Annotated in this window: 16 protein-coding genes; 8 read left to right on the top strand and 8 right to left on the bottom strand. The window is 68.1% G+C overall.

The genetic code is table 11. The features are described 5' to 3' along the window. Together ACWDTP_RS08655 and ACWDTP_RS08650 are read right to left on the bottom strand one after the other, a co-directional pair. Window positions 1–918, bottom strand: a complete 918-nt coding sequence (locus tag ACWDTP_RS08655) for a carbohydrate kinase family protein (protein ID WP_450018561.1) — start codon at window positions 916–918, stop codon at window positions 1–3. Further along, window positions 915–2357: a mannitol dehydrogenase family protein gene (locus ACWDTP_RS08650; protein WP_450018559.1), complete on the bottom strand. Its 1443-nt coding sequence runs from the start codon at window positions 2355–2357 to the stop codon at window positions 915–917. Before ACWDTP_RS08650 ends, ACWDTP_RS08655 begins: the two co-directional genes overlap by 4 nt. A gap of 65 nt (window positions 2358–2422) precedes the next feature. Here ACWDTP_RS08650 and ACWDTP_RS08645 point away from each other — a divergent pair, with 65 nt between their 5' ends. Genes ACWDTP_RS08645 through ACWDTP_RS08625 form a run of 5 tightly spaced genes read left to right on the top strand, consistent with a single transcriptional unit; the run spans window position 2423 to window position 7627 of the window. Further along, window positions 2423–3349 carry a sugar-binding transcriptional regulator gene (locus ACWDTP_RS08645; protein ID WP_450018557.1) on the top strand — a complete coding sequence of 309 codons (927 nt, stop codon included), beginning with the start codon at window positions 2423–2425 and terminating at the stop codon, window positions 3347–3349. Window positions 3350–3362: 13 nt separating this feature from the next. Further along, window positions 3363–4706 (top strand): ABC transporter substrate-binding protein, encoded by a 1344-nt coding sequence (locus ACWDTP_RS08640; protein ID WP_450018555.1) that lies wholly within the window; start codon window positions 3363–3365, stop codon window positions 4704–4706. Further along, the gene (locus tag ACWDTP_RS08635) at window positions 4703–5668 is read left to right on the top strand and encodes a carbohydrate ABC transporter permease (protein WP_450018553.1); all 966 of its coding nucleotides are present in this window, start codon (window positions 4703–4705) and stop codon (window positions 5666–5668) included. Before ACWDTP_RS08640 ends, ACWDTP_RS08635 begins: the two co-directional genes overlap by 4 nt. After that, the gene (locus ACWDTP_RS08630) at window positions 5668–6534 is read left to right on the top strand and encodes a carbohydrate ABC transporter permease (RefSeq protein ID WP_450018551.1); all 867 of its coding nucleotides are present in this window, start codon (window positions 5668–5670) and stop codon (window positions 6532–6534) included. The genes ACWDTP_RS08635 and ACWDTP_RS08630 overlap by 1 nt, the downstream gene beginning before the upstream one ends. Window positions 6535–6547: 13 nt before the next feature. Next, complete coding sequence (locus tag ACWDTP_RS08625; RefSeq protein ID WP_450018549.1) at window positions 6548–7627, top strand: ABC transporter ATP-binding protein; 1080 nt, start codon at window positions 6548–6550, stop codon at window positions 7625–7627. 50 nt (window positions 7628–7677) lie between these two features. On the opposite strand, the gene ACWDTP_RS08620 is transcribed toward ACWDTP_RS08625, so the two are convergent. Genes ACWDTP_RS08620 through ACWDTP_RS08610 form a run of 3 tightly spaced genes read right to left on the bottom strand, consistent with a single transcriptional unit; the run spans window position 7678 to window position 11196 of the window. Beyond that, entirely contained in the window at window positions 7678–8982 is a 1305-nt protein-coding gene (locus ACWDTP_RS08620) for an MFS transporter (protein WP_450018547.1), read from the bottom strand. A 14-nt stretch (window positions 8983–8996) separates the two neighbouring features. Next, window positions 8997–9914 (bottom strand): amidohydrolase family protein, encoded by a 918-nt coding sequence (locus ACWDTP_RS08615; protein ID WP_450018545.1) that lies wholly within the window; start codon window positions 9912–9914, stop codon window positions 8997–8999. Next, on the bottom strand, window positions 9907–11196 hold the full coding sequence (locus tag ACWDTP_RS08610) for a hypothetical protein (protein WP_450018543.1): 1290 nt from the start codon (window positions 11194–11196) through the stop codon (window positions 9907–9909). The genes ACWDTP_RS08615 and ACWDTP_RS08610 overlap by 8 nt, the downstream gene beginning before the upstream one ends. Window positions 11197–11318: 122 nt before the next feature. Here ACWDTP_RS08610 and otnK point away from each other — a divergent pair, with 122 nt between their 5' ends. The 3 genes from otnK to ACWDTP_RS08595 are packed head-to-tail and all read left to right on the top strand — an operon-like array spanning window position 11319 to window position 14001. Next, the gene (gene otnK / locus ACWDTP_RS08605) at window positions 11319–12542 is read left to right on the top strand and encodes a 3-oxo-tetronate kinase (protein WP_450018541.1); all 1224 of its coding nucleotides are present in this window, start codon (window positions 11319–11321) and stop codon (window positions 12540–12542) included. Next, a complete protein-coding gene (locus ACWDTP_RS08600) occupies window positions 12539–13192 on the top strand; it encodes a class II aldolase/adducin family protein (protein WP_450018539.1) in 654 nt (217 codons plus the stop codon). The genes otnK and ACWDTP_RS08600 overlap by 4 nt, the downstream gene beginning before the upstream one ends. A 17-nt stretch (window positions 13193–13209) precedes the next feature. After that, complete coding sequence (locus ACWDTP_RS08595; RefSeq protein ID WP_450018537.1) at window positions 13210–14001, top strand: DeoR/GlpR family DNA-binding transcription regulator; 792 nt, start codon at window positions 13210–13212, stop codon at window positions 13999–14001. Window positions 14002–14023: 22 nt separating this feature from the next. Here the strand turns inward: ACWDTP_RS08595 and ACWDTP_RS08590 are convergent, their stop codons facing one another. The 3 genes from ACWDTP_RS08590 to ACWDTP_RS08580 all read right to left on the bottom strand — a co-directional run. Next, on the bottom strand, window positions 14024–14800 hold the full coding sequence (locus ACWDTP_RS08590) for an SDR family NAD(P)-dependent oxidoreductase (RefSeq protein WP_450018535.1): 777 nt from the start codon (window positions 14798–14800) through the stop codon (window positions 14024–14026). Then, window positions 14797–16248, bottom strand: coding sequence for an aldehyde dehydrogenase family protein (locus ACWDTP_RS08585; protein WP_450018533.1), 1452 nt, complete (start codon window positions 16246–16248; stop codon window positions 14797–14799). The genes ACWDTP_RS08590 and ACWDTP_RS08585 overlap by 4 nt, the downstream gene beginning before the upstream one ends. Before the next feature lie 34 nt (window positions 16249–16282). Then, on the bottom strand, window positions 16283–16788 hold a 506-nt coding region (locus tag ACWDTP_RS08580; RefSeq protein WP_450018531.1), incomplete at its 5' end, for a CoA transferase.

Below are 16788 nucleotides of genomic sequence, written 5' to 3'. Positions count from 1 at the left end.
TCAGCTCGACCGGGTCAACGCGGCACGGTCGGGCAGGTCGGCCCCCGCCCTGGCCACGGTGAGGGCGGACGCCAGCACCGCCGTCGACAGCACCTCGGTCAGCGCCTCGGTGCCGATCCGGGCCAGGTCGCGGCGGCGCTCCGCGCCGAGCAGCCCCTGGGACCACAGTGCGTCGATCAGCCCGGTCATGAACGCGTCCCCGGCCCCGACGGTGTCGATGACCTGCACCGGCCGGGCCGGGACCCGCACCGTCCCGGCGGCGCACACGGCGAACGCGCCCTCGCCGCCCTTGGTGACCGCGACGATCGACGCCCCCATGCCCAGCCAGGTCTGGGCGACCTGTTCGGGGGTGCGGCGCGGGTCGATCCAGTGCAGGTCCTCATCGCTGACCTTCACCACATCGCAGCGTTCGACCAGCCGTTCGATGCGGGCCCTTGCGGCCTCGGCGTCGGTGATCAACGCTGGCCGCACGTTGGGATCGAAGGTGAGCGTCGCCGACAGGTGGTAGGCGTCGAGCAGCGCCGCGGTGGCCCGGCAGCCCGGCTCGAGCACGGTCGCGATCGACCCGGTGTGGGCGACCAGTGGAGGCGCCACCTCCGCGGTGCCCGACAGCTGCCACTCCAGATCGAACTCGTAGCGCGCCTGGCCTGCGGCGTCGAGGGTGGCCTGCGCGGTCGGTGTCCGCCCGGCCGTCATGCTGCCCGGAACGAGTTGCACACCAGACGATTTGAGGTAGTCGACGATGCGCCTGCCGCGGGGGTCGTCGGCGATGTGGGTGAGGAAGTCGACGTCGCGGCCCAGCCTGGCCAGGCCCACCGCCACGTTGAGCGGGCTGCCGCCGACGTGTTCGCCGCTGATCCGGCCTTCACGTTTGACGATGTCGATGAGTGCCTCACCGATAACCAGGGCCCGGCTCATGAACGCAATGATTCCAGGGTGGCCCTGGCGCCGTGGCGGTGTAGCGAATCCAGCGCCCACAGATAGTCCTCGACGAACCTCGGCTCGGAGGCCAGATCGCCGAACAGCGCCCGATTCTCGATGAAGGCCGTCGGATGCTCACGCTGCGACCGGGCCAGCGGCACCAGGGTGTCGGCGAGCTGATCCTGCACCTCGATCGGTTCGCCCTGCTCGTCGACGCCCTCGGCGTAGCGCGCCCAGCTCGCCACCACCGCCGCCGACAGCCGGACCGGGGCACCGGTCTTGAGGTTCTCCCGGACGACCGGCAGCAGCCACTTGGGGATGCGGTCGGAGGAGCCGAAGCACAGTCGCGCGATGGTGTCGCGGATCCCCGGATTGGCGAACCGTTCGATCGTGGTGCGCTTGAACTCGGCCAGGTCGATGCCCGGCACCGGAAGCAGCGTCGGGGTGCCCTCGGTGTCCATGTACTCCAGCAGGAACTCGGCGAACAGCGGGTCGGCCGCCGCGTCGTGCACCAGGCGGTAGCCGGCCAGGTAGCCGAAGTAGCACAGGGCCTGGTGGCCCGCGTTGATCAGCCGCAGCTTCATCAGTTCGTACGGCGTGACGTCGTCGACCAGCATGACGCCCGCGTCCTGGTACGGCGGCCTGCCCGCGGCGAACGAGTCCTCGAGTACCCATGAGGTGAACGGTTCGGCCACCACGGGCCACTGGTCGGCGACGCCGAATTCGGTTTCGACGGTCGCGATGACGTCGGGTGTGGTCGCCGGGGTGATCCGGTCGACCATCGAGTTGGGGAACGGGGTGTTGGCCGCGATCCAGTCGCCGAGGCCGGGTCGCAGCCGTTCGGCGTATTCGGTGAACGTGCGCCGGGCCACGTCGCCGTTGCCCTCGATGTTGTCGCAGGACACGATGGTCGGTGAGCCGGTGCCGCGGTCGCGGCGCCGGGCCAGGGCCTCGGTGACCAGCCCGAATACATTCGGCTCGGGCAGGGTGACACCCGAATCGATTTCGTAGCCGCCCTCGGTGATGGTGAGCGAGATGATCCGGGTGGACGGCGCGGCCAGCAGTTCGATGACGCCTTCGGGGTCGTCTGGTGCGTAGCGGTAGTCGACGATGGACCCGATCACCCGGGCCTCGCGGTGACCGTCGGGGTGTACCAGCATCAGCGTGTACAGGCCGTCCTGGGCGGCCATCACCTCGGCCATCCTGCGGTCAGCGGGCAGCACACCGACGCCGCAGATGCCCCACCCGGTCAGCCCGTCCTGCAGCAGGCGGTCGACGTACATCGCCTGGTGGGCCCGGTGGAATCCGCCGACACCGAAGTGGACGATGCCCACCCCTGTCTCACCGCGCGGGTATCCGGGTCCGGGGATGGGCAGCTCTTGAAGGGTCGAGGCGGAGAGCCTCACCGGGGGTGTTGTGTACGTCACATTTGTCATGTTAGCGTGTTGAGCATCTACTCGCACCCTTGAGCATCTGCTCAGCAATTGAGAAGTGGTGATCAGTGCCAGGACCAACCCCCGAGGATCTGCGGCTCGCGCTTCGCGCGGCGACGCTCTATTACCTCGACGGCCTTACCCAGGCCGATATCGCCGCGCGGCTCGGGGTGTCCCGGCCGACCGCGGGCCGATTGGTGGCCAAGGCCAAGGCGAACGGCCTGGTGCGGGTCGAGGTGGTGGTGCCCGCCGACATCTCCGACGATCTACACGCCGAGGAGGAGCGCGAACTGGAGCGGCGGTTCGGGCTGACCGAGGCCGTCGTGGCGGCCAACGCCAACCGGGCCGGTGCCGCGCTGTTGATGCGCCGGATCGCCGCCGACGAGGTGCTCGGCTTCACCTGGGGGCCCGAGCAGGCCGGGGTGGCCTCGGCGCTGACACCCGGGGTGGCCAGCTGCCGCGCGGTGGTCCAACTGGACGGGGCCATGTCCACCGCGGCCTATCAGACCGGGGCCGAGCTGATCCTGACCCGCTGCGCCGACACCCTGCGCGCCGAGTCCTTCCGGCTGCCCGCGCCGCTGTACGCCGATACCGCGACGGTGGTCTCGATGCGCGAGGACTCGGTGATCTCGCGGACCCTTGAGGCGGGCAGGCGTGCCGAGGTGATGCTGTTCGGCGTCGGCGCGGTGTCGACGTCGACGACGCTGTTCGAGGGCAGCTTCCTGGACACCAGAATGCTCGACGAACTCGTCTCGATCGGCGCCGTCGGCGAGATCGGCGGCCGGTTCTTCAACGCGCACGGCGAGCCCGTGCACCACGAACTCCAGCAGCGGGCCATGTCGGTCCCGCTGGAGGACATCCGTACCTGTGAGAAGACCATCCTGGTCTCCGGCGGTGCCGGCAAATACCAGGCGATTCTCGGTGCGTTGCGCGGCAAGCTGGCCCGCCTGCTGGTTTGCGATATCTATTGCGCCCGTTGGTTGTTGGATCAATGAAAGGTGACAGGACGTGAAACCGCTGAAACGATTGGCGGCCTGCCTGGCGGCCGCCGGTCTGGTCGCAACGGCCGGCTGCGCGGGAGCAGGCACGCTCGGTGCCACCGACCAGACGGTGACCATCGCCATGGTGTCCAACTCCCAGATGACCGATGCCCGTGAGCTGGCCGACCGGTTCGAGGCGGCCAATCCCGACATCAAGCTGCGCTTCGTGACGCTCTCGGAGAACCAGGCCCGCGCCAAGATCACCGCATCCACCGCGATGGGCGGCGGCGAGTTCGACGTCGTGATGATCAGCAACTACGAGACCCCGCAGTGGGCCGAAAACGGTTGGCTGGTCAACCTTTCGGACTATGCCCGCAAAACCCCCGGCTACGACGAGAACGACTTCATCCCGTCGCTGCGCGATTCGTTGTCCTACCAGGGCAGCATGTACGCGGTCCCGTTCTATGGCGAATCCTCGTTCCTGATGTACCGCAAGGATCTGTTCGAGCAGGCCGGGATCGACATGCCCCGCGACCCCACCTGGCAGCAGGTCGCCGACGCGGCCGCCAAGCTCGACAGCCCGGACATGGTCGGGATCTGCCTGCGCGGTAAGCCCGGCTGGGGTGAGGTGCTGGCCCCGCTCGACACCGTGATCAACACGTTCGGCGGCCGCTGGTACGACATGGACTGGAATGCCCAGCTGACCAGCCCCGAGGTCGAGAAGGCCGTCGGCTTCTACACCGACCTGGTCCGCGCGCACGGTGAACCGGGCGCGGCCACAGCCGGTTTCGGTGAATGTGCGACGCAGTTCGCCCAGGGCCGGGCCGCGATGTGGTACGACGCCACCTCGGCGGTGTCGACCGTGGAGGACCCCGAGGCGTCCAACGTGGTCGGCAAGGTCGGCTATGCGATGGCCCCGAAGGCCGAGAAGCCCAACTCCGGCTGGCTCTACACCTGGGCGCTGGGCATCCCGAAGAGCAGCGAGAAGCCGGACGCGGCCTGGAAATTCATCTCCTGGATGACCGACAAGAACTACATCAAGCTGGTCGGGGAGGAGCTGGGCTGGGCGCGGGTACCACCGGGGAGCCGGCTGTCGACCTACGACATCCCCGAATACAAGGAGGCGTCCAAGGCGTTCGGACAGGTCACCCTCGATTCGATCGAGGGCGCCGATCCGGCCAAGCCCACCGTGCAGCCGGTTCCCTACACCGGCGTGCAGTTCCTGGCGATCCCGGAGTTCCAGGATCTCGGGACCCGGGTCAGCCAGCAGATCAGCGCCGCGATCGCCGGCCAGAAGTCCGTCGGCGACGCGCTGGCCCAGTCCCAGAAGTACGCAGAAGTCGTCGGCCGGACCTATCAGGAGAAGCCATGACCACCATCGAGGCGAACGCCGAGGCCGAATCCGAGGCCGAGCACGTCGCTCGGATCAAATCCCAGCAGGATCCCGGGGTTTCACGGGCCGAGGGCTGGCGCCGCCGGGGGCCGCTGCTGCCCGCGCTGATCTTCATGATCGTGGTCACCCAGATCCCGTTCCTGTTCACGCTGTACTACTCGACGCTGTCCTGGAACCTGGTCCGGCCCGGCTCCCGCGAGTTCGTCGGGCTGCGCAACTACATCGACGTCATCGCCGACAGCACGTTCTGGCAGGTGGCGATCAACACCGTCGTCATCATCGTGGCCACGGTGCTGATCTCGGTGGTGCTCGGGCTGATCCTGGCGCTGCTGCTGGACCGGGTGTTCCTGGGGCGCGGCGTGGTTCGCACCTTGCTGATCACACCGTTCCTGGTGACCCCGGTGGCCGGGGCGCTGATGTGGAAGACCGCGATGCTCGATCCGGTGTTCGGCATCGTCAACTGGGTGCTGACACCGTTCGGGTTGGAGCACATCGACTGGGTCAGCCGGTTCCCGCTGTCCTCGGTGATCCTGGCCCTGGTCTGGCAGTGGACTCCGTTCATGATGCTGCTGATCCTCGCCGGCCTGCAGTCGATGCCGCGCGACATCCTGGAAGCGGGCCGGGTCGACGGTGCCACCGGGTTGCAGCTGTTCCGTGAGTTGACGCTGCCGCACCTGCGGCGGTTCATCGAACTGGGCACCGTGCTCGGCGCCATCTACCTGGTCAACACCTTCGACCAGATCTACATGATGACCCAGGGCGGCCCCGGCACCGCGAGCGCGAACCTGCCGTTCTACATCTACCAGCGCGCGTTCCTCGGTTTCGACATCGGCCAGGCCGCGGCCATGGGTGTGATCGTGGTGATCTTCACGATGATTATCGCGAGCTTCGCCCTACGGCTGATCTTCAAATCGTTCACCGGCAAGGAGGAGGCGGCCTGATGAGCACCGCAACCGCGACGGCGGCCACCGCCGCCGCACCCGTCAAGTCAAAGGTCAAGCGCCGCAAGTTCGATCCGTGGGGTGTGGTGGCCTGGATCGTCGGGCTCGGCTTCTTCTTCCCGGTGTTCTGGATGGTGCTCACCGCCTTCAAACAGGAGGTCGACGCCTACACCACCACACCCAAACTGTTCTTCGTGCCGACCCTCGACGAATTCGAGGCGGTGTTCGCCAACGGCGTCGGGACCAGCCTGCTGAACTCGTTGTTCGCCACCACGGCCTCGACCATCCTGGTACTGGCGCTGGGCATTCCGGCCGCGTTCGCGCTGTCGCTGAAGCCGGTGCGCAAGACCCAGGACGCGCTGTTCTTCTTCATGAGCACCAAGATGCTCCCGGTCGTGGCGGCCATCATCCCGATGTATGTCATCGTGTCCAATATCGGCCTGCTGGACAATATCTGGGCCCTGGTCATCCTCTACACCGCGATGAACCTGCCGATCGCGGTGTGGATGATGCGCTCGTTCTTCCTCGAGGTGCCCGGCGAACTGCTGGAGGCCGCGAGCCTGGACGGGGCCAGCACCTGGCGATCGGCGCGTGAGGTGATCCTGCCGCTGGTGTCGCCCGGCATCGCGGCCACCGCCTTGATCTGCGTCATCTTCGCCTGGAACGAGTTCTTCTTCGCGGTGAATCTCACTGCGGTGCAAGCCCAGACGATGCCGGTGTTCCTGGTCGGCTTCATCGCGGGTGAGGGCCTGTACTGGGCCAAGCTGTGCGCGGCGGCGACGATGGCCGCGCTTCCGGTGGTTCTCGCGGGCTGGATCGCGCAGAACAAACTGGTTCGTGGACTGTCCTTCGGCGCGATCAAATAGGGAGACGAAACTCATGGCTGCTATCACGTACCGCAATGCGTCCTGTATCTACGAGGGCTCGGACAAGCTCGCGGTCGATTCGCTCAATCTCGACATCGCCGACGGTGAGTTCGTGGTGCTGGTCGGGCCGTCGGGATCGGGGAAGAGCACCGCGCTGCGAATGCTGGCCGGTCTGGAGGATATCGATGAGGGCACCATTGAGATCGGCGGCAAGGATATGGTCGGGGTGCCGTCCAAGGACCGCGATATCGCGATGGTGTTCCAGAACTATGCGCTGTACCCGACCAAGACCGTGGCCGAGAACATGGGCTTCGCGCTGAAACTGCGGGGGGTGTCGGCCGGCGAGCGGCGGCAGAAGGTCGAGGAGGCCGCGAAACTGCTCGACCTCAGCGACTTCCTGGACCGCAAACCGGCCAAGCTGTCCGGCGGGCAGCGTCAGCGGGTGGCGATGGGCCGGGCCATCGTGCGCGAGCCGCAGGTGTTCTGCATGGATGAGCCGCTGTCGAACCTGGACGCCAAGCTGCGGGTGCAGACCCGCACCCAGATCGCCGCGCTGCAGCGCAGGCTGGGCACTACCACGGTCTATGTCACCCACGATCAGGTGGAGGCGATGACCATGGGGGATCGGGTCGCGGTGCTGCGCAACGGGAAACTGCAACAGTTCGCCTCGCCCTCGGAGCTCTACAGTAAGCCGGCCAATGCGTTCGTGGCGGGTTTCATCGGGTCACCGGCGATGAATCTGGTGACCGCGCCGATCGTGTCCGACGGGGTGCGGATCGGCGATGATTCGACGTTGCGGCTGGAACGCGATCAGCTCAGTGTGCTCCACGAGGCCGGCATCGACACGGTCACGGTGGGGGTGCGGCCCGAGCATCTGCAGGTGTCTGACACCGGTGGGATCGATGTGGTGATCGATCTGATCGAGGATCTGGGCAGCGAGATCTACCTCTACACCCACGCCGGGCCCGATGTGTCGATCGTGGCGCGGGCCCTGTCGCGTGGCCCGGCCAAACTCGCCGACACCGTGGAACTGCGCAAAACCCCCGACGGTGTCGTGCACCTGTTCCACCCCGAGACCGGCGAGCGCCTCTAGGCTCTCGTCGAGACTGCGCACAGATCACGATTTCACCCAGAAACACGATCTCACCGCAGACTCGACGACGTCAGGTCCTCCCTGGGGACCCGGCCGGTGTGCCGCACCGAGAGCGTGAGCAGGCCGCCGAGCACCATGAAGCCCGCCGTGATCCACAGCGCGATCGATGCGGATGCGGTGGCGTCCTTGACCGCACCGATGAGGTAGGGCGCGGCGAAGCCGGCGAGGTTGCCGGTCGAGTTGATCAGCGCGATGCCGCCGGCGAGTGCGGTCCCGGTGAGCATCGAGGTCTGGAAGCTCCAGAAGATCGCCGGGATGGACAGCGCCCCGGCGTTGGCCATCATCAGCCCCACGATGCCGACCGCCGCATTGTCGCCGGCCAGGATGCAGACCACGAAACCGACTGCGCTGAGGGCGAATGCGGCCGCGATGTGCTTCTTGCGTTCACCGCGCCGGTCGGAGCTGTAGCCGAAGGCCACCATGGAGACGATCGCCGCCAGGCTGGGCAGCGCCGAGATGAAACCGACCGTCACATCGCTGTCGAACCCGAGGTCGCGGATCAGGTTGGGCAGCCAGAAGCTGATGCCGTACAGCGCGAAGTTGTAGGAGAAGTAGATCGCGGTGAGCAGCCAGACCAACGGGCTGCCGAACACTCCGCGCAGGCTGGTGTGCTCACCCGAAGGTGCTTCGGCGGCCAGCAACTCGCCGAGCCGGGTGCGCTCGGCCTCGTCGAGCCAACGCACGGCGCGGTAATCCTCCTGCAGGAACAGCAGGATCACGATGCCGAGGACCACGGTCGGGATGGCTTCCAGGATGAACAGCCACTGCCAGCCGGCCAGCCCGGCGGCGTCGTCCATGCCGCCGAGGATCAGTCCCGATACCGGTCCGCCGATGAGACCCGATGCGGCGAGCGCGATGTAGAAGACGCCCCAGGCCCGGCCGCGCCGGCTCGCCGGGAACCACTGCGACATGTAATAGAGCACACCGGGAATGAAGCCCGCCTCGGCGACGCCGAGTAAGAACCGCAGCAGATAGAACACGGCCTCGGAGTTCACCAGGAACATCAACCCCGAGATGATCCCCCAGGTGATCATGATGCGCGCGATCCACTTCCTGGCACCGACGCGGGCCAGGATGAGGTTGGACGGGATCTCGAAGATGAAGTAGCCGACGAAGAACAGCCCCGCGCCCAGTCCGTACACGCCGTAGGAGAACCCGAGATCGGCGCTCAACTGCTCCTGCGCGAACCCGATGTTGACCCGGTCGAGGTAGGACAGAAAGAACCCCAGCATCGCCAGCGGAAGCACCCGGAAGGCGATCTTGCGGAACAGGATGTCGTCATTGACGGTGGTCACGGGCAGGCTTACCTCTAATCGGGGATGCGGTACACGCGCGCGGCGGTGTCGTGGAACAGGGCGGCGAGCTGGGCGGGCGTCGACCCGGCGGCGCCGGCCAGAATGGTCGCCATCACCTCGTGGAAGGTGGCCGCGGTCAGCGTCGCCACCGGCATGTTCGAGGCGAACATGGCGCGGTCATGGCCGAAGATGGCCAGGGTCTCGCGGACGACGGCCTCATTGCCCGGCCGGTCCCACACATTGCCGGGCAGGCCGAGTTCGGACACCTTGACCACCGTGTTGGGCAGCTCGGCCAACGCGTGCATCCCGGTGCGCCACACGGCCAGGCCGTCCGCGCTGCGGTCCAGCGGCAGGCCGCAGTGGTTGATGATCACCGTGGTATCGGGGATGTCGCGCACCACCTCGGCGGCCTCGGCCAGGTGGTAGTAGGGCACCCGCAGGTCATAGGAGAAGCCGAACCGCCGGAGCTGGTGTAAGCCGTTGAGCCAGGCCGGATCCTGCAGGCTGCCCGGCTGGCCCGCGACGGATTCCCCCGGGCCCGTGGCGGTGACCGGCTTGGACCGGATGCCCCGCACCAGCGGATGCGCGGCGTGCCCGGCCAGCACCTCGTCCCGGTCGGGCTGGGTGAAGAACACGTGTCCCACGGCGGCCAGCGGGTAGCGGCTGTCACGCTCGTGCAGCCCGGTCAGCCAGGCACTTTCGGCGACCTGCTGGGTGCGTGAGCGCTCGGCCTCACAGTGCACCGTCCCGACGATGTTCCAGCCGGCCGTCTCGTGGCGGTACTGGCCGGGCATGAAGGTGCGGCGCATCGCGGTGTAGTCGCCGAGGAAGAAGTCCTCGACGATTTCGTCCTGGATCCACGGCCAACGCTGCTCGGTGCTCTCGACATCCCAGAAGTGGTGATGGGCATCGATGATCGGGAAGTCAGGCACGTCGGCCAATACGGAAGGCCCGTTCGCCGGCCGGGCTGATGTTCTCCAGATCGGCGAGGGCGACCAGTTCGCCCTCGGCCACCGGCCGGACCAGGCGGGCTCCGCCGAGCAGATAGTAGGCGGCGAGATCGGCGGGTGCATCCGCCGCCGCGATGAGGACCGGTGCGACACCGGAGATTTCGTGGTGGTGCCCCTCGACCTGGAAGGTGCGGCCGGGTTCCAGTGCGGTCACGGCCCGCGCGGCGAGCACGGTGTGCTGGCGCGGGGTCCGTCCGCCGGGGCCCTCGACGGCCGCGCGGATGGTCAGTGGTGTCTCGATGCCCATGGCGTGGTAGGGCGTGAAGAGGCAGGCGTAGCGTCCGTCCCGGCTGACGACGTGTCCCTTGGCGCGCAACATCTCCCACGTCACATCGTCGTTGGTGCGGACCACGACGAAGACACCGCCGGCGAAACTCGCCTCACCGGGCAGGCGCAGCATCGAGAATACGTCGACGGATCCGGCGGCCCCGATCAGCCCGCCGTGCTCGCGTTCGGCGTAGATGTCGGCGAGTTCGGCCGGACGGGCGACGGGATAGTGCATGGCCTCGACATCGGCGGTGTAGCCGGTGTACAGCGAGACCACGGTCATCTCGCAGGCATCGGCCGCGGCGGCGCGCTTGAGGGCCGCCACGGCCCCGGCGCGGGCGCCGAGCGTGGCTGCCGGATCGTCGCCGAGGGTGAGCAGCTCGCCCAGTGCGGGCGCCGCGACGGTCTCGCCGTGCTGGGTGACGGTCCCGGTGGCGGGGTCGAAGACCAGATCGTACTCGCCGGATTTGCCCAGCGCGACGATCTCAAGGCCGACCTGCTCGACCCAGTCGACCAGGCGGATGAGGTTCGCGGGCTGATCGCCGTCGCCGGGCAGGTAGCGCACCCCGGCCTGCGCGGCCGCGGACGCCAGCGCCACGCCGGCGACGCTCTCGATCTCCTTGCTGACCATGACGACGTGACGCCTTGCCGCGATAGCCGACTCGGCGTAGTGCGTCCCCACGTCGAGCCGGCCGGTCGCCTCGACCAGCACGTCGAACGCGGTCCAGTCGATCTCCTCGGCCGAGGCGACCACGGCGGTCCTGGCGATCCGATCGGCGGTCCAGCCCAGGTCGCGCAGCATCGCGTGCACGCCGCCCCGGTCGGGGTCGACGAGGACGGCCGTCGTCATCCCTGGGGCGTGCCGCAGCTGCGCCAGCAGGGTGCGGCCATAGCCGCCGTTGGCCCCGGTCAGCGCGACGCGTATCGGTGTGCTCACTGCGTGCTGATCCCTCCGCTCACCCCGTGTGGTGACAGCCACCCTGACACAGGCTTCTACTGTTGTACAACTTTCTACCAAATATTCACATACACTGATCGCGGTGCGACGAAAGGGTTGAGATGAGCGGGATCGGCGTGATTGCCGACGACTTCACCGGGGCGACCGATATCGCCGCGGCCTATGTGCGGCGCGGGTACCGCGCGGTGGTGCTGATCGAGGATGCGGACCCCGGTGACATCGCGGACGTCGATGTCGTCGTGGTGGCACTCAAGACCCGCACCGCTCCCGTCGCCGACGCCGTCGCCAGGGCCACGGCGGCCCATGACCGGATGCGTGCGATCGGCGTCGAGCGGTTCTACGTCAAGTACTGCTCGACGTTCGACTCCACCGACCGGGGCAACATCGGGCCGGTACTCGATGCGCTCACCGAGCGCACCGGCGCCGACCATGTCGTGGTGGTGCCGTCCTTCCCCGACAACGGACGGGTGGTCGTCGACGGTCTGCTCTACGTCAACGGCGAGCTGCTCGAGGATTCGCCGATGCGCCATCACCCGCTCACGCCGATGACCCGCTCGCGGGTGCGTGACCTGCTGGCCCCGCAGACGATCCGTGAGGTCGGCGAATTGCCCCTGGCTACGGTGCGTTCGGGTGCCGACCGGCTGGCTGCGGCGATCGACTCCGCGGCCGGGGCCTACCTGGTCGTCGACGCCGAGACCGACGCCGACCTCGCTGCGATCGCGGCCGCGACATCGCGCGGCCCGCTGGTCTCGGGTGGTGCAGGCCTGGCCCTCGGGGCTCCGCAGGGCGACGCCGCCGAAACGCGCATGGAGTACCCGAGGGGTCGCCGCCTCGTCGTATGCGGCAGTGCGTCGGCCCGCACGCGCGAACAGATCGCCGCGGCCGGATCCGCCGGATTGTCCATGCGCCACCTCGACATCGCGCGGCTGATCGCCGACCCAGAAGGCGTCATCGCCGAGACCCTGGGCTGGTTGGCCGCACTCGGGCCAGGCGATACGCCCGTCGTGCACTCCGTCGCGGACCTGGCCGACATCGCCGATGACCCGGCCGCCGCGGCGATGGTCGAACGCGTGCTCGCCGCAATAGTGCGCGGCGCGGTGGATTCGGGTGCCCGCAGGATCATCGTCGCGGGCGGTGAGACATCGGGCGCGGTGGTGGGCGCGCTCGGCATCGACCGGCTGCGGATCGGGCAGGCCATCGCCCCAGGGGTCAGCTGGGCGACCGCCCGGACCGCACCGGACGGCCACCACATCGCCATCGCGCTGAAGTCCGGCAACTTCGGCGCGCCAGACATGTTCGTCACCGCATGGGGGGAGCTCAGATGACCGATCCGGATGCCGCGCTCATCGCCGCCGGACACCGACTCGCCGAGGCCGGTATCAGCCCGGGCAGCAGCGGCAATCTCAGCGTGCGGGACGGGGACCGGATCGTGATGACCGGAACCGGAACCGATCTGGGCCGGTTGACGTCCGAGTCGCTCGCGGTGCTCGACCTCGACGGCACCTACGTCGAGGGGGCGCGGCCGTCGAAAGAGGTGGCGATCCATGTCGCGATGTACCGCCGCGATCCGGCCCGCACCGCGGTGGTGCATCTGCATTCCCCGTATGCGGTCGCGGCGTCCTGCCTGCGGCCCTGGTCGCAGGCCAGTGCGCTGCCGCCGCTCACCCCCTACTTCGTCATGCGGGTCGGCCAGACGCCGCGCATCCCGTTCCGGGTACCCGGCGACCCCGAACTCGGTGCGCTGCTGGAGGCGCATCCGCTGCCGTTCCGGGCGGCGCTGCTGGCCAACCACGGACCCGTGGTCGGTGGGTCCGACCTCGATCAGGCACTGGATGGGGCCGTGGAACTGGAGGAGGCGAGCCGGATCACGGTGCTCACCGACGGAATGGACCGCGAACTGCTGACCCCCACCGATATCGAAACGCTCACCAGCCGTTGGGGTACCGATTGGACCGACGTCGCTCCGATAAGCTGACGGCCCGAGGAGGTGCCATGACGGAGGAATCCGCGACCCCGCTGATTCCCGAGCAGCGTCGCGAACTCATCATCAGGCATCTGCGCCGCGAACAGGTCCTCAGCTACCGCCAGCTCACCGGGCTGCTCGGGGTGAGCCATATGACGATCCGCCGCGATATCGCCGCGCTGGAGGCGCAGGGCCGGGTGCTGGCCACCCCCGGGGGCGCGAAGATCGCCTCCCGCCTGGTCGTGGAGCCCAGCCGGATCGAGAAGTCCACGGCCGACGTCGCACAGAAGGCCGCCATGGCCGCCCGCGCCGCCGAACTGGTCGCCGAATCGATGACGATCTACCTGGACGCGGGCACCACCCTGCAGGCGATGCGGCCCTATCTGGACGGCTTCCGCGACCTCACGATCGTCACCAACGACCTCGTGATCGCGAGCTCCTACCTCGACCATCCGACGATCGAGCTGATCACCGTGGGCGGACGCGTCGAGAAGCGAAACCAGTCCACGGTCGGCCGGCTGGCGGCCCTCACGCTGGCCGAACTGTCGATCGACATCGCGTTTCTCAGCACCAGCTCGTGGGATCTGCGCCGCGGCGTGACGATGGCCGACGAGCCCAAGATCGAGCCCAAGAAGGCCGCCGTGCGGGCCGCCTCCGAGGCCGTATTGGTCGCCGCGAGCAGCAAATACGGAACGTTCGGGCGCTACCGGGTGCTGGGCCTGGGTGAGCTCGACGTGATCATCACCGACGACGGGTTGAGTGTCGCGATCGCCGGTGCGATCGGCGAACTCGGGATCTCGGTCGAACGGGTGGGCCGGTAGATCCGTTCGGCTCGGCCCCAGATCAAATCGCAGCAGCGAGGCCGCCGTCGATGTGCACGGCTGTTCCGGTCAGATAACTTGCCCGTGGCGACAGCAGAAAGGCGACCGTGTCGGCGAACTCCGAGGCTTCGCCGGTGCGGCCCAACGGAATCCGGTACTCGACCGCCACCTCCGCCAGGTACTCTTCGATGTCCTTGCCCGCGGCGACCGCGCGTGCCTCCATCTGGCCGCTACGGATGAAGCCGACAAGGGCTGCGTTGACGCGGACGCCATCCTGTCCGAGCTCGTTCGACAACGCCTTGGTGAGGTTGAGACCCGCAGCGCGCAGCGGGGCACTCGGCATCCTTCCCGGAACGCGAGCACCGGTGCTGAGCACATTGACCACGGCGCCTTTGGTCTCGCGCAGATACGGAAGGGCGCAACGGGTGGCGCGCACGGCCGCGAGAAACTTCAGATCGAAGTCCGCGGTCCACTGCTGGTCGGTGATCTGCTCGAACCGTGCCGCGGTGGCTATCCCTGCCGAATTGACGAGGCCATCGACGCGGCCCCAGCGCTCCACTGCGCGCCCGATCAGCGCCGCCACGTCCTCGGCCCGAGTGACATCGGCCCGGATGGCCAGCAGCTCGCCGCCATCCGAACCGAGCTCGGCGCCAGCCTTGTCGAGCCGTCCGGTGTCTCGCCCGCACATGGCGACATGTGCGCCCTCCGACAGCAGCGTTCGGACGGTTGCGTACCCGAGCCCCTGGGTGCCACCGGTCACGATGTACACCCGCTCGCGCAGCCCGAGGTCCACCGTCATTCCCCCGGGTACAAGGCGACGGTGGACTGCTCGGTATAGAAGGCGAGCGCTTCGGGACCCAGTTCGCGCGGCCCGCTCCCCGAATCCTTGAGACCGCCGAACGGGGCATGCGGTTCGACGCCCGTGGTCGGCAGGTTGATATTGAGCATCCCGGCCCTGACGGTGGTGGTGAAGCGCCTGATCCAGGCCGGACTGTGGGTGTAGATTCCGGCGCTCAGGCCGTACTCGGTGCCATTCGCCAGGTCGAGCGCCTCACTGCGGCTTTCCACCGCGACGATCGCCACGGTCGGCCCGAAGACTTCTTCGGTCGCGATGGCCATGCCGGGCGTAACCCCGGTCAGCACAGTGGGTTCCAGATAGTGCCCGTTGGCAACGGCATCTCCGGCAGGAACACCGCCGCCGATGGCGATCTCGGCTCCGTCGGCAACGGCGCGGGTGATGGCCGCGCGCACGCGGTCGCGAGCGTCCGCGGACACCAGCGGCCCCATGGTGGTCCCGTCCGCGTCCGGTGGTCCGGTGACGACCCGGGATGCGCGCTGCACGACCATTTCGGTGAGTTCGTCGGCAACCGATGCCTCGACCAGCACCTTCGCGGTCGAGGTGCACTTCTGACCGGTCCCGCCGAAGGCGCCGTCCACGATGGCTACCGCGGCCCGCTCCAGGTCGGCGTCGGCGAACACCACCAGCGGGTTGTGCCCGCCCTTCTCGGCCTGACACGGCTTTCCGTGGTGCGCGGCGGCCACCTCGACCTGTCGTCCGATCGCGGTCGAGCCGGTGAACGAGATCGCGTCGACCCCGGGATGGGCGACCAGCCGCTCACCCAGTTCGGCCTGCACACCCGTCAGGTAGCCGAGGACGCCCTCCGGTAGGCCCGCGTCGAGCAGAGCTTGGACGACGCCGACCCCGGTGAGCGGGGTGAGCGGCGACGGTTTCCAGATGACCGCGTTGCCGGCCATCAGACCGGCCGCGATCTTGAAGGCGGCCACGAACGCCGGGAAGTTGAACGGAGTGATGGCCGCGACGACTCCGAGCGGTCTGCTCACCGTGGACAGTTCCGCTCCCGCCGCGGACGATGCAAAGGTATACCCGGTAGGCCGCCTGCCGAGCGATGCCACGTGGTCGAAAACATCGGCGGCCCTGCGAACCTCACCGATCGCCTCGGGTCGCGGCTTGCCCACCTCGCGGGACAGGTCCGCGCCTATCGCCTCGGCGCGGTCCCGCAGCAGATCCGCCGACGCCGCCAGGACGGCGCCGCGCTCGATCGGCGAACGCCGTCCCCACTCGGGCTGGGCGGATCGCGCGATATCGACGGCGCGATCGACGTCTTCGGGGGCTGAGTCAGCGAAGTCGCCTACGGCCGTGCGGATGTCAGCCGGACACAGTCGTTGGAAGGTCGCGCCGCTCGCGGCGGGCCGCCAACCTCCGGTGTGATTGAAGAAGTCGGCCATGGTCACTCTCCCGTCGCGATAGGACACCAGTCGGTCAGCTCTGACCGTATGAACGATTCGCCGTGGTCCTGGGCGGCGCCGCCTGTCCGCGGATCAGATCCGTGATCTCGGGGTCGCCGTATCCCAGCTCTCGGAGCACCTCGACCGAGTGCTCCCCGAGCATGGGCGCGGGTCGCAACGTCGCCGGGTTCTCGTCGCCCATGTTCACCGGAGGGCGAGCCTGCCGTATGCGTCCGGCGCTCGGATGGTCGGTCACCTCAAAGAATTCGGTGGCACGCAGATGCTGGTCATCGAACAGTGACTCAAGGGTGTGTACCGGCCCGCTGGCGATGCCGGCGCGGTCCAGGGTCTGCTGCCAGTCGGCGCTGGTGCGCGTCGCAAGCTGCTCGTTGACCATCCCGTACAGCTCGTCGCTGTGGATGGTGCGCTCCCGGATGGTGCGGTATTGGCGCCGACGTAGGTGGTGACCAGCGACTGCAGGATGCCCAGGAACAGCCCGGCGACGAGGACACCGACCACCGAGCCGAGCCCGGCGAGCAC

Source organism: Mycobacterium sp. NPDC003449 (genome assembly GCF_053588415.1).
Note: the sequence above shows the minus strand (reverse complement) of the source record. Positions and strands in the feature narration are given on the sequence as shown.

Coding starts and splice junctions, on each gene's coding strand:
- ACWDTP_RS08585 (WP_450018533.1), bottom strand. CDS start 16,248: ATGGCCGACTTCTTCAATCACACCGGAGGTTGGCGGCCCGCCGCGAGC.
- ACWDTP_RS08600 (WP_450018539.1), top strand. CDS start 12,539: ATGACCGATCCGGATGCCGCGCTCATCGCCGCCGGACACCGACTCGCC.
- ACWDTP_RS08655 (WP_450018561.1), bottom strand. CDS start 918: ATGAGCCGGGCCCTGGTTATCGGTGAGGCACTCATCGACATCGTCAAA.
- ACWDTP_RS08635 (WP_450018553.1), top strand. CDS start 4,703: ATGACCACCATCGAGGCGAACGCCGAGGCCGAATCCGAGGCCGAGCAC.
- ACWDTP_RS08630 (WP_450018551.1), top strand. CDS start 5,668: ATGAGCACCGCAACCGCGACGGCGGCCACCGCCGCCGCACCCGTCAAG.
- otnK (WP_450018541.1), top strand. CDS start 11,319: ATGAGCGGGATCGGCGTGATTGCCGACGACTTCACCGGGGCGACCGAT.
- ACWDTP_RS08625 (WP_450018549.1), top strand. CDS start 6,548: ATGGCTGCTATCACGTACCGCAATGCGTCCTGTATCTACGAGGGCTCG.
- ACWDTP_RS08595 (WP_450018537.1), top strand. CDS start 13,210: ATGACGGAGGAATCCGCGACCCCGCTGATTCCCGAGCAGCGTCGCGAA.
- ACWDTP_RS08650 (WP_450018559.1), bottom strand. CDS start 2,357: ATGACAAATGTGACGTACACAACACCCCCGGTGAGGCTCTCCGCCTCG.
- ACWDTP_RS08590 (WP_450018535.1), bottom strand. CDS start 14,800: ATGACGGTGGACCTCGGGCTGCGCGAGCGGGTGTACATCGTGACCGGT.